This window comes from Nonomuraea ceibae, assembly GCF_019396325.1.
GTDB classification, from domain to species: Bacteria; Actinomycetota; Actinomycetes; order Streptosporangiales; family Streptosporangiaceae; genus Nonomuraea; species Nonomuraea ceibae.
The window spans coordinates 130,856-141,703 of the sequence record NZ_JAHKRO010000013.1 but is presented as its reverse complement, the minus strand read 5'-3'; the positions used below and the strand labels follow the sequence as shown (position 1 = coordinate 141,703).

Here is a 10,848-nt window from a genome sequence, read left to right as displayed (position 1 = left end):
TCGCCCTGACCGGCGCCAAGGCCGACGAACGCCTCACCCTGCTCGGCATGCTCGAAGCCGACCCCGACCTGCTGGCCCGCCACCGAGGCCGGCAGGACCTGATCGCCGACATGCAGTACTACGGCCGCGACTTCGAACACGCCCTGGCCACCGCAGGAGTGCGCCTGCTGCGCAAGGCCCGCAAAGGCGAGCCCCCACGCTCCGGCGCACACCTGTTCAAACCCCTGCGCCAGACCATCGAGTCCATCAATCAGACACTCAAGGGCCAGCTCGACCTCGAACGCCACGGCGGGCGCACGTTCGCGGGCGTCATCATCCGCGTGATCACCCGCATCCTGGCACTGACCGCCGTGATCTGGCACAACGACAAGACCGGTCAGCCCATCGCCCGCTCACTGACCGCCTACGACCACTGATCCCAACCCCTTGGAATCAATCATCTAGCCGGCAGCTCGCAACGTGAACCGGTCGGGAGCTCCGTCGAACACCCCGCCCACCTGGTCGTCCACCCCCGCCTGCCGGACCACGTCCTTGGCCGGCCGCAGGATGTCACGCACCACGAACGCCATCATGATCCCGATCGTGATGACCCGCCCCCACACGGCGGTGAAGTACGTGTCGTCCCCGATGCCGAGATCGGTCCGGCTGAGCGGCGCCTGGTTGAGCAGGTAGAGCCAGATGGCGAAGAAGTACCAGACCTCGGCCAGCTGCCACAGCACCAGCGGCCGGTAGTTGGGCCTGGCCAGCACGGCCAGCGGCACCAGCCAGAGGACGAACTGCGGCGACCACACCTTGTTCGTCATCATGAACGCGGCCAGCGCCAGGAAGCAGATCTGCGCCAGCCTCGGCCGCTGCGGCGCGGTCAGCGTCAGCACCGCGATGGCCAGGCAGCACAGCGCCAGCGACGCCATGCCGAGCACGCTCACGTCCAGGGTGCCGAGCACCGGCCAGCCCTTGCGCTGGAAGAACAGCCACGGCGATCCCCAGTCGACGCCGCGCTCCTGCGAGAAGACGTAGAAGCGCCGCCAGCCGTCCCAGGCGAGCACCATGAACGGCAGGTTGACCACCAGCCACGCCACCGCCGTCGAGGCCAGCGTGACCAGGAACGGCCGCCACCGGGCGGTGCGCAGCGTGAGCAGGAACAGCGCGCCGAGGAACATCAGCGGGTAGAACTTGGTGGCGATCGCCAGCCCGAGCAGCACCCCGGCCAGCACCTGCCGCTTGCGCGCCCAGGCCAGCAGCATGCCCATCGACAGCGCCCCGGCGACCAGGTCCCAGTTGATGTAGGCGGCCAGCACCACGGCGGGCGCGAGCGCGTACCAGAGGGCGTCCCAGCGGCGGGTGGGGCCGGCGACGGCGGCCATCAGCAGGACGCCGACCACCAGCGAGATCCCCATGAGGATGACGGTGAGGTCGTAGAACAGCACCGCCTGGCCGGTCACGTCCTGCTCGAAGCGGCGCACGAGCCAGGCGATGACCTGCATCACCTCGCCGAGCACCACCGGGTACTCGACGTGCTTCTCGGCGATGACGTCGGCGAAGTACGGGTTCTCGGTGGCGAGCTGCCGGTCGAAGTAGAGCGGGTAGATGTCGGTGTAGCAGAAGTTGGTGTAGACGGTGACCTGGTCGTTCCAGCCCCCGGAGCGGCAGGGCAGCCGCACCAGGTAGGCCAGCGTCGCCCCCAGGGCCGCGAACAGTCCCAGGGGCAGGTACGGGACGGCGCGCGCGACGAACGGCCGGCGCACCGCCGTGTCGGACTTCACCATGGGAACTGGCGGTTGCCGGGCGTCGGCCCCGGCACGGCCGCGCCGCCACCGCCGCCGTCGCCGCCGCTGTCGCCGAGGAAGCCGCCGTCCTCCTCCTCCTCGGGGAACGGGTTCTCGGTCGTCTCGTTGGAGACGTCGGAGTCCTCGTCGCACGGGCTGTCGAAGCCGCAGTCCTCGCCGGGGAACTCGGCGTCCGGGTCGGGCGTGTCGCTGGGCGTCGGGGTGGGCTCCGGCTTGGGCACCAGGTCCTCGGAGATGCCGGCGTCGACCCGGGCCGGGAACTGGATGACCTCCTTGCCCTTCATGGCCTCGGTCATGAAGGTCTTCCAGATCGCCGCCGGGTAGGTCGCTCCCTGGAACGCCGCGCCGAGAGGCACCTCGAACGCCGTGCTGTACGGCTTCTGCGGCGTGTACTTCTTCTCCCGGTCGGGGTTCTTGCCCCGGAACCACGGGCAGTTGTCGTTCACCGGCTGCACAACCTTGCCGGTCTTGGTGCGGCACTCCTGGCGGAACAGGCCGACGGCGGTCGACACCTGCGGGGTGAAGCCGACGAACCAGGCTTCCTTGTTGTCGTTGTTGGTGCCGGTCTTGCCGGCCACCGGCCGGTCGTAGAGCGCGGCGTTGCCGCCGGTGCCGGACTTGACGACGGCCTGCAGCGCGGCGGTGGCGTCGGCGGCGGCCTCCGGCGTGATGACCTGGGCGAAGCTCTTCTTCTCGTTCCAGATCGTCTGCTTGTTGCGGTCCTTGACCTGGATGATCACGTGGTTGTCGTAGTGCTTGCCGGCGTTGGCGAAGATCGAGTAGCCGCCGGCCTGCTCGACGGCGGTGACCTGGCCACTGCCGATGGTGATCAGGTAGTGGTGGCGCGACTCGGCGTCCTCCAGCCGCTGCTTGCTGAGCCCGGCCTTCGAGGCGATCTCGATGACCTTGTCGAGCCCGACCTTCTCCCCCATCTTCGCGTAGGCGGTGTTGACGGAGCTGGCCGTGGCGGTGACGACGTCGACGGCCGAGGTCTTGAAGCCGTGGTCGTTGTCGATCGGGGTGGTGCCGGGCAGCTTGACCGGGCCCTTGGTCGGCACGTAGCTGCGCAGGCTGTAGCCGGCGTCGAGCCAGGCCGCGAGGACGTACGGCTTGAACGCCGAGGCCGCCTGCTTCTGCGAGAGGAAGGCGTCGTTCCAGGCGTCCTTGGTGTAGTCGTCGCCGCCGTAGAAGGCGATGATCCGGCCGTTGCGCGGGTCGACCGCGGCCATCGTGGTGCTGATCTCCTCGGGCAGGCCCTTGGTGTGCTGCCTGACCGCGTCACGGGCGGCGCGCATGAGCTTGGGGTCGAGCGAGGTGTAGATGCGGTAGCCGCCCTTCTCCACCTCCTCGCGGTCGATCTTGAGGGTGCTCTCCAGCTCGTTGAGCACCGTCTGCACCATGTAGCCCTTGAGGCCGGCGAAGATCTGCTTGGGCTTGTCCTTGATGCGCTTGGGCGACTTGGGCGACTTGGCAGGCAGGTGACCGTACGCCTTGGGGTCGAGCTTGGCCATCTGCCCGAGCGCGTAGACGTAGCGCTCCTCGGTGGGGGCGAGGTTGCCGGACTTCTCGGCGGAGTCGAAGGCGCTCGGGTTCTGGATGCGGCCCGCGAGGTAGGCGGCTTCCTCGGGGGTGAGCTGGCCGACCTTCTTGTTGAAGAACGCGTCGGCTGCGGCGCCGATGCCGTAGGCGCCCCGGCCGAAGTAGATGGTGTTGAGGTACTGCTTGAGAATGGTGTCCTTGGTCAGCACCTTGTTCAGCTTGACCGCGACGAAGATCTCCTTGACCTTGCGCTGGATCGTGACCTCCTTGGAGAGGCCGTCGTAGTAGCCGCGCGCCATCTGCTGGGTGATGGTGGACGCGCCCTGCACCTGCTGGCCGGAGACGGTGCTCCACAGCGAGCGGACCATGCCGGAGAACGAGATGCCGGAGTCCTCACGGAACGAGCTGTTCTCGGCGGCGATCACCGCGTCCTGTACGTGCCGCGGGATCTGCTCGAACTCGAGCGGGAGGCGCTTGGTGCCGAGGCGGGCCAGCTCCTTCTTGTGGACGTCGTAGATGATGCTTTCCTGGTCGAAGACGCCGTCCTGCACCTGGTCCTCTCGGGGCACCGGGGTGTTGGCGTACGCGACCGCGATCATGCCGAAGACGCCGGCGGAGAGCACCACGAAGCTGGCCACGACGAGCTTCCAGCTCGGGATGAAGCGCCGCCAGCCTGGCCTGTCGCCGCCCTTGGGCGGGCCGGGCGGCTCGGTCGGCCCGCCGGGGCCGCCGCCGCTCCTGCGCGAGCGCCTCGGGGGCGACTCGCTGATCATGGTCTCCTGGTCGGCGTGCGAGCGGGCCGGCGCCTGCTCGGAGCGCCTGCGGGACCCGGCCGCGCGACGGCGCGGCTCCGGGGCCTCGGACGGCGAGGGCGTCCCGGGGTGCGCGGGCGCGCCGGGGTGGGGAGGCGTCACAGGCTGTGAGGGGGGCCGCAGGTCCGGCCGAGGCTGCTGCGGGCGCGGGTTCTCGCGTCCCGGCGGCTCGTTGTACGGCTGCGCGGCCATCGCCCCGGTCTGCTCGTAGGCCGCCTCGGGACGACGCGCGGGCGGCGTGGAGCCCCAGCCGGAATCGCCGGTTTGCGGCGCGGGATCCTGGGGCACGGAACGGGACGAGCCGGAACGACGGCGCCTACCAGGGCGGGCCGTCCCCTCGTTGCTGCTGTAACTCACACGTCCTCGCATCGTCGTCGGATAGCACGGCGTTTCAGGGCGTGGCTCCTCGCCGTCCTCGTCTAGATCTTCTACTGTCGTGCGGCCACGTCTGGCGGCCCGTTCCCGAGGACGAACGAGACCGTCAGGTGATTCCAGGAACAACCTTGGCAGACCTCGACCACGTACACCCGGAACTCGTCGTAATCATGGGCCATTGCGGCGAGCCCTGACGTGACCTTTGCCCGACCGGCATGGCGGCTCCGGGAGTCCCCGTAGACATAGGTCACGTTGGTGACGTTCTCCCCCTCGCACACCGGGCAGAGGCGTTCGGTCGGCTCGCCGAAGCGGCGAATTGCCCGTGCCCGGAGGAGGTTGGGCTGTGCGTCACAGAGATCGCCGGACGCGGCGCGCCCGGAACGCGGGGAGTGGACGACCGCCCGTCTGGCAAGGCCGCAATCCACCACCCTTCTCTGTGACCACATGAGCGCCAGACTACGGCTTTTTACTGATTCATCCCAACGCCTTGGTGAACTCATTGATTGCGGGCATATAGCGGAGCGACGTATCCTCGGGATGTATCGGCTCGATACATCGACGCGAGAGGGGGCGATTCCCGTGGCCGCCGGACAAGGCAGGGTGCTGGAACTCGCCGTGCTCGGGTCGCTGCACGAGACGCCGCTACACGGCTATGAGCTGCGCAAACGGCTCAACGCTCTGCTCGGGATGTTCCGCGCGTTCTCCTACGGTTCGCTCTACCCCTGCCTGCGTTCCCTGCTGGCGCAAGGACTCATCGCCGAGGAGCAGCCCGCTCCCTCGACGATCGTGGGCGGCCGGTCGAAGATCGTCTACAAGCTGACCGCGGAGGGCAAGGAACGCCTGCAGGACATGCTCACCCAGGCCGGCCCCTCGGCCTGGGAGGACGAGAGCTTCGGCGTCCATTTCGCGTTCTTCCGGCACACCGAGGCCGAAGTGCGCCTGCGCATTCTCGAAGGCCGCCGTAGCCGGCTCGAAGAGCGACTCGACAGCGTCCGCACCGCTCTGGCACGCACCCGCGAACGGCTCGACAGCTACACGCTCGAGCTGCAACGGCACGGGCTGGAGTCGGTCGAGCGGGAGGTGCGCTGGCTCAACGAGCTGATCGCAACGGAGAGACGGGCCTCCGAGAGGCCTGAGAGGGATACCACGTCAAGTGATGAGTAAGGGAGCGAGTGCGATGGGTTCGGTTCGCGTGGCCATTGTCGGTGTCGGCAACTGCGCGGCGTCGCTGGTCCAGGGCGTTCACTATTACAAGGACGCGGACCCGGCCACACGGGTGCCGGGCCTGATGCACGTCAAGTTCGGCGACTACCACGTGGGCGACGTCGAGTTCGTCGCCGCGTTCGACGTCGACGCCAAGAAGGTCGGCCGCGACCTGTCCGAGGCGATCGTCGCCAGCGAGAACAACACCATCAAGATCACGGACGTGCCGCCGTCCGGGGTGACCGTCCAGCGCGGCCACACCTTCGACGGCCTGGGCGAGTACTACCGCGAGATCATCGAGGAGTCCGACGAGGCCCCGGTCGACATCGTCCAGGCGCTGCGTGACGCCCAGGTCGACGTGCTGGTGTCCTACCTGCCGGTGGGCTCCGAGGAGGCCGACCGCTTCTACGCGCAGTGCGCGATCGACGCCAAGGTCGCCTTCGTCAACGCGCTGCCGGTCTTCATCGCCTCCGACCCCGAGTGGGCCGAGAAGTTCACCGAGGCGGGCGTGCCGATCGTCGGCGACGACATCAAGTCGCAGGTCGGCGCCACCATCACGCACCGCGTGATGGCCAAGCTGTTCGAGGACCGCGGCGTCGAGCTGCTGCGCACCTACCAGCTCAACGTCGGCGGCAACATGGACTTCATGAACATGCTGGAGCGCAAGCGCCTCCAGTCGAAGAAGATCTCCAAGACGCAGTCGGTCACCTCGCAGATCCCGCACGAGATGGCCAAGGCCGACGTGCACATCGGCCCGTCGGACCACGTGCCGTGGCTCGACGACCGCAAGCTCGCCTACGTGCGCCTCGAGGGCCGCTCGTTCGGCGACACCCCGCTCAACCTGGAGTACAAGCTGGAGGTGTGGGACTCCCCCAACTCCGCCGGCATCATCATCGACGCCGTCCGCGCCGCCAAGATCGCGCTCGACCGCGGCATCGGCGGCCCGATCCTCAGCGCGTCCTCGTACTTCATGAAGTCGCCGCCGGAGCAGTACTCCGACGACCAGGCCCGCGACTACGTGGAGAAGTTCATCCGCGGCGAGGTCGAGCGCTGACCCTCCGGGTCAGGGCCGAAGCTCAGTCGAGCCGGACGCGGGCTGCCGGTGGCAGCTCGTCGTCCGGCGCGGCCGGCCAGGCCAGCGGGTCGGGGCCGAGCGCGGCCAGGAGCGGCACCTGCTCGCGGCACCACGGCGAGATCGCGAGCAGGCCGTTGAGCACGCCGTCGGCGAACACCGGCCACGGCATCCACCGCGTCTCGTCCACCTCGTCCGGATTGGGCGACTCGGCGTTGTCGGCCACCACCCGGTAGACCGGGCACAGCTCGTGCTCGACGACCCCGTTGTCCATGACCGCCCGGTAGGAGAAGCGGGGCAGCACCAGGTCGGCGCGCTCGACCTTGAGGCCGAGCTCGAACGACAGCCTGCGGAGCACGGCGTGGTCGAGCGGCTCGCCGGGCATCGGGTGGCCGCAGCAGCTGTTGGTCCACACGCCGGGCCAGGTCAGCTTGTGCGAGGCCCGACGGCTGAGCATCACCCGGCCCTCCCGGTCGAAGACGTAGCTGGAGAAGGCCAGGTGCAGCGGAGTGTGCTCGGTGTGCACCGAGAGCTTGGGGGCGGTGCCGAGCGCGTGGCCGGAGCCGTCAACGAGTACCACGTGTTCCACAGTCGTCACGCTATGAAGCGTACGTGATCATGAGCAGCGGCAGGACCGGAATGCGAACCTGCTGTGCCAACCTCTTCGCGGGCTAGGCTGAGGCCGTGTCTTTCGTCGCCGATCTCCGCGTCGTTCTCCAGGGGCGGGATTACAGACGGCTGTTCGGCACGCGGCTGGTCTCCCAGTTCTCCGACGGGATCTTCCAGTTCGGCGTTCTCGGATTCGCCTTCTTCAGCCCCGAAAACCAGACCACCGCCCTGGGCGTCGCGGCGGGCCTGGCGGTGCTCCTGCTGCCGTACAGCGTGCTGGGGCCGTTCGTCGGGGTGTTCATCGACCGCTGGTCGCGGCGGCAGATCCTGATGATCGCGCCGATCGTGCGCGGTGTGCTGCTGGGCGGCGCCGCCGCGCTGGTGGCGGCCGACGTGCCCGATCCGGTGTTCTACGCGGCGGCGCTGGCCGTGCTGGGCGTCAACCGGTTCTTCCTGGCGGCGCTGGGCGCCTCGCTGCCGCACGTGGTGCCGCAGGACCGGCTGATGGCCGCCAACGCGGTCACGCCGACCTCCGGCACCGTGCTGACGTTCGTCGGCGTGGGCGCCGGGTTCCTGCTGCGCGGGCTGTTCGGCGGCGGCGACCTCGGGGTGGCGCTGCTGCTGACCACGTCCGGCGTGGTGTCCGTGCTCAGCGCGCTGGTCGCGCGCACGATGGAGCGCTCGCTGCTCGGCCCCGCCCACGACCCCGGGCGTCCGCAGACGCGCGAGGCGCTGCGCAACGTGGTGGCCGGGCTCGCCGACGGCGCCAGGCACCTGCTCAGCCACCGCACGGCCGCCGCCACGATGGGCGCGATGGCCGCGCACCGGTTCTTCTACGGCATCGCGACAGCGCTCGGCATCATCCTCTACCGCTACTACTTCACCGACGGCGACCCCGACGCGGCGCTGAGCGGCGCCAGCCTGGTCGTGGCCACCTCCGGCGTCGGCTACTTCCTCGCCGTGATCATCACCCCGTACGCCACCGAGCGGTTCACGATCACCCGCTGGGTGCCGATCGCGCTCATCACGGCCGGGGTGCTGGCAGGCGTGCTGGTCATCCCGTTCCAGGAATGGGGGCTGCCGGTGGCCGGGTTCGTGCTCGGCATCGCCGGCCAGAGCGTCAAGATCTGCGCCGACACGACCGTGCAGCGCGACGTCGAGGACGTCTACCTAGGCCGCGCCTTCTCCGTCTACGACATGCTCTTCAACGGCATGTACGTGCTGGCGGCGGCGCTGTCGGCGGCCATCCTGCCGGCCAACGGCAAGTCCTATCTCGCCGTGGCCATCATCGTGGCCGGCTACCTGCTGAGCGCGCTGGCCTACCGGGCGATCACCCGGCCGCGCCAGCCGGTCACCCCGTGACGTTGTCGCGCGCCCACTCCAGCAGCGCCTCGGTGGCCGCCTCGGCGCCGATCACGCCCTTGTCCAGGCGCAGCTCCAGCAGGAACTTGTAGGCCTGGCCCACCACCGGGCCCGGCCCGACGCCGAGCACCCGCTGGATCTCGTTGCCGTCGAGCTCGGGACGGATCTTGGCCAGCTCCTCCTCCTCGGCCAGCCGCTCGATGCGCTCCTCGAGCTGGTCGTAGGTGCGCGACAGGGCGGCGGCCTTGCGCTTGTTGCGCGTGGTGCAGTCGGCCCTGGTCAGCTTGTGCAGCCTGGAGAGCAGGTGACCGCCGTCGCGCACGTAGCGGCGCACCGCGCTGTCGGTCCACTCGCCGGTGCCGTAGCCGTGGAAGCGCAGGTGCAGCTCAACCAGCCGCGACACGTCGGACACCACGTCCTTGGGGAAGCGCAGCTCCGCCATCCGCTTCTTCGTCATCTGCGCGCCGACCACCTCGTGGTGGTGGAAGGAGACGCGGCCGCCGGGCTCGTGGCGGCGGGTCTTGGGCTTGCCCACGTCGTGCATGAGCGCGGCCCAGCGCAGGATGCGGTCGGGCTTGCCGTCCTCCTCCTGGGCGATGGCCTGGTCGAGCACGGTCAGCGTGTGCTCGTAGACGTCCTTGTGCCGGTGGTGCTCGTCGATCTCCAGCCGCAGCTTGGGCAGCTCGGGCAGCACGTGGGCGGCCAGCCCGGTCTCGACGAGCAGGCGCAGGCCCTCGCGCGGGTGGCGGCCGCAGATCAGCTTGTCGAGCTCGTCGCGGATGCGCTCGGCCGAGACGATCTCGATCCGCTCGGCCATCGCGGTCATCGCCGCGACCGCGGCCTCGTCGACCCGGAACCCGAGCTGCGAGGCGAACCTGGCGGCGCGCAGCATCCGCAGCGGGTCGTCGCCGAACGACTGCTCGGGCGTGCCCGGCGTGCGCAGCACCTTGGCGCGCAGGTCGGCCAGGCCGCCGTAGGGGTCGGCGAACTCGTGCCCAGGCAGCCGCACCGCCATCGCGTTGACGGCGAAGTCGCGGCGCTCCAGGTCGGCTTCCAGCGTCTCGCCGTACATGACGTCCGGCTTACGGGACTTGAGGTCGTACGACTCGCTCCGGTAAGTGGTGATCTCCAGGAGCTTGTCGCCCTTGCGGACCCCGACGGTGCCGAAGTCGATGCCGATCGTCCACACCGAGTCGGCCCAGTCGCGCACGATCTCCAGCACGCGCTCGGGGTGGGCGTCGGTGGTCAGGTCGAGGTCGTTGCCGATGCGGCCCAGCAGCAGGTCGCGCACGGGCCCGCCGACGAGGGCGAGCTCGTGGCCCTTGGCCGCGAACAGGCGGCCGAGCTCGTCGGCCACGGGCGCGATCTTGCGGAACAGGTCGCCCATGGCGCGCTGCTGGCTTTCGGTCAGAGTTGACTCGGACAAACTCAGTAGGTCCTTCGGATTCCGGAACATATCCCCCGAGCCACATCGGGTCCGGGTTACCTTCGGTCAGGGGACCGACGGCGCCATGGAACGAGGCAAGGAGGTCTTATGAAGGACGCCCTCGCGATCCACCGCTGGCTCCTCACACACCAGGTCCACCATGAGATCGTACGCCTTCCGCGCCCCATGACTCGCGCGGAGGAACTACCCGGCGCGATCCCGGCCGCGCCTGAACGGTGCGTGGCGGTCACGGTGTTCGAGGTCGCCCCGCGGGTCGGGCGCGAGTTCGTCGTGGCCGTCGTCTCCACGGTCGCCATGCCGCCGCCCTCCGGCGCGGTGGGGGGCCTGCTCGGCGTCCGCAACGTGCGTCCCGCCCCGGCGCACCTCGTCAACGCGGCGACCGACTACGCGGCCGGGCTGGTCAGCCCGCTGCTGCTGCCCGAGGACCTGCCGGTGCTCGTCGACGACCGGCTGGACGCCGACACCGAACCCGTCCACACGGCGACCGGGGACCGCCACACCGCTCTCACCATGCGCGCGCTGGACCTGCTCGCGCTCGTGGCGGGCAAGACCGTGGATCTACGGGGCCGCGGAGCCCTGGAGGCGGTCGCGCCGCGGCACTGAGCCCGTACCATTGCGGGCGTGCGTCGTAATCCAGCTCGG

At 69.5% G+C, this 10,848-nt stretch carries 10 protein-coding genes; 5 read left to right on the top strand and 5 right to left on the bottom strand.

The annotated features are described in order from the left end of the window. Nucleotides 1-416: transposase family protein (locus KME80_RS12225; RefSeq protein ID WP_504739706.1), on the top strand; the 416-nt coding region annotated here is incomplete at its 5' end. A 24-nt stretch (nt 417-440) separates the two neighbouring features. On the opposite strand, the gene KME80_RS12220 is transcribed toward KME80_RS12225, so the two are convergent. From KME80_RS12220 to KME80_RS12210, 3 genes are all read right to left on the bottom strand, one after another. Then, nucleotides 441-1,766 carry a glycosyltransferase family 87 protein gene (locus tag KME80_RS12220; RefSeq protein ID WP_219504409.1) on the bottom strand — a complete coding sequence of 442 codons (1,326 nt, stop codon included), beginning with the start codon at nt 1,764-1,766 and terminating at the stop codon, nt 441-443. Then, the gene (locus KME80_RS12215; protein ID WP_219504408.1) at nt 1,760-4,426 is read right to left on the bottom strand and encodes a transglycosylase domain-containing protein; all 2,667 of its coding nucleotides are present in this window, start codon (nt 4,424-4,426) and stop codon (nt 1,760-1,762) included. The genes KME80_RS12220 and KME80_RS12215 overlap by 7 nt, the downstream gene beginning before the upstream one ends. Before the next feature lie 140 nt (nt 4,427-4,566). Continuing rightward, the gene (locus KME80_RS12210) at nt 4,567-4,959 is read right to left on the bottom strand and encodes a DUF5318 family protein (protein ID WP_219504406.1); all 393 of its coding nucleotides are present in this window, start codon (nt 4,957-4,959) and stop codon (nt 4,567-4,569) included. A 133-nt stretch (nt 4,960-5,092) separates the two neighbouring features. Between KME80_RS12210 and KME80_RS12205 the strand changes: the two genes are divergently transcribed. Both KME80_RS12205 and KME80_RS12200 read left to right on the top strand, forming a co-directional pair. Continuing rightward, nucleotides 5,093-5,677, top strand: coding sequence for a PadR family transcriptional regulator (locus KME80_RS12205; RefSeq protein WP_219504419.1), 585 nt, complete (start codon nt 5,093-5,095; stop codon nt 5,675-5,677). Nucleotides 5,678-5,690: 13 nt separating this feature from the next. Further along, nucleotides 5,691-6,770 (top strand): inositol-3-phosphate synthase, encoded by a 1,080-nt coding sequence (locus tag KME80_RS12200; protein WP_219504404.1) that lies wholly within the window; start codon nt 5,691-5,693, stop codon nt 6,768-6,770. A 22-nt stretch (nt 6,771-6,792) separates the two neighbouring features. Here the strand turns inward: KME80_RS12200 and idi are convergent, their stop codons facing one another. After that, nucleotides 6,793-7,386 (bottom strand): isopentenyl-diphosphate Delta-isomerase, encoded by a 594-nt coding sequence (idi, locus tag KME80_RS12195; RefSeq protein ID WP_219504402.1) that lies wholly within the window; start codon nt 7,384-7,386, stop codon nt 6,793-6,795. An 86-nt stretch (nt 7,387-7,472) separates the two neighbouring features. Between idi and KME80_RS12190 the strand changes: the two genes are divergently transcribed. Continuing rightward, nucleotides 7,473-8,759: an MFS transporter gene (locus tag KME80_RS12190; protein ID WP_219504400.1), complete on the top strand. Its 1,287-nt coding sequence runs from the start codon at nt 7,473-7,475 to the stop codon at nt 8,757-8,759. Here the strand turns inward: KME80_RS12190 and KME80_RS12185 are convergent. Next, nucleotides 8,749-10,146 carry a CCA tRNA nucleotidyltransferase gene (locus KME80_RS12185; RefSeq protein WP_246644682.1) on the bottom strand — a complete coding sequence of 466 codons (1,398 nt, stop codon included), beginning with the start codon at nt 10,144-10,146 and terminating at the stop codon, nt 8,749-8,751. The two genes, KME80_RS12190 and KME80_RS12185, sit on opposite strands and share 11 nt — an antisense overlap. Before the next feature lie 147 nt (nt 10,147-10,293). Here KME80_RS12185 and KME80_RS12180 point away from each other — a divergent pair, with 147 nt between their 5' ends. After that, the gene (locus KME80_RS12180; RefSeq protein ID WP_219504396.1) at nt 10,294-10,809 is read left to right on the top strand and encodes an aminoacyl-tRNA deacylase; all 516 of its coding nucleotides are present in this window, start codon (nt 10,294-10,296) and stop codon (nt 10,807-10,809) included. Nucleotides 10,810-10,848: the final 39 nt, after the last annotated feature.

Bases quoted from the DNA above. Each gene is read 5' to 3' on its own strand.
- KME80_RS12180 (WP_219504396.1), top strand. From the start codon at position 10,294: ATGAAGGACGCCCTCGCGATCCACCGCTGGCTCCTCACACACCAGGTC.
- KME80_RS12210 (WP_219504406.1), bottom strand. From the start codon at position 4,959: ATGTGGTCACAGAGAAGGGTGGTGGATTGCGGCCTTGCCAGACGGGCG.
- KME80_RS12200 (WP_219504404.1), top strand. From the start codon at position 5,691: ATGGGTTCGGTTCGCGTGGCCATTGTCGGTGTCGGCAACTGCGCGGCG.
- KME80_RS12220 (WP_219504409.1), bottom strand. From the start codon at position 1,766: ATGGTGAAGTCCGACACGGCGGTGCGCCGGCCGTTCGTCGCGCGCGCC.
- KME80_RS12185 (WP_246644682.1), bottom strand. From the start codon at position 10,146: ATGGGCGACCTGTTCCGCAAGATCGCGCCCGTGGCCGACGAGCTCGGC.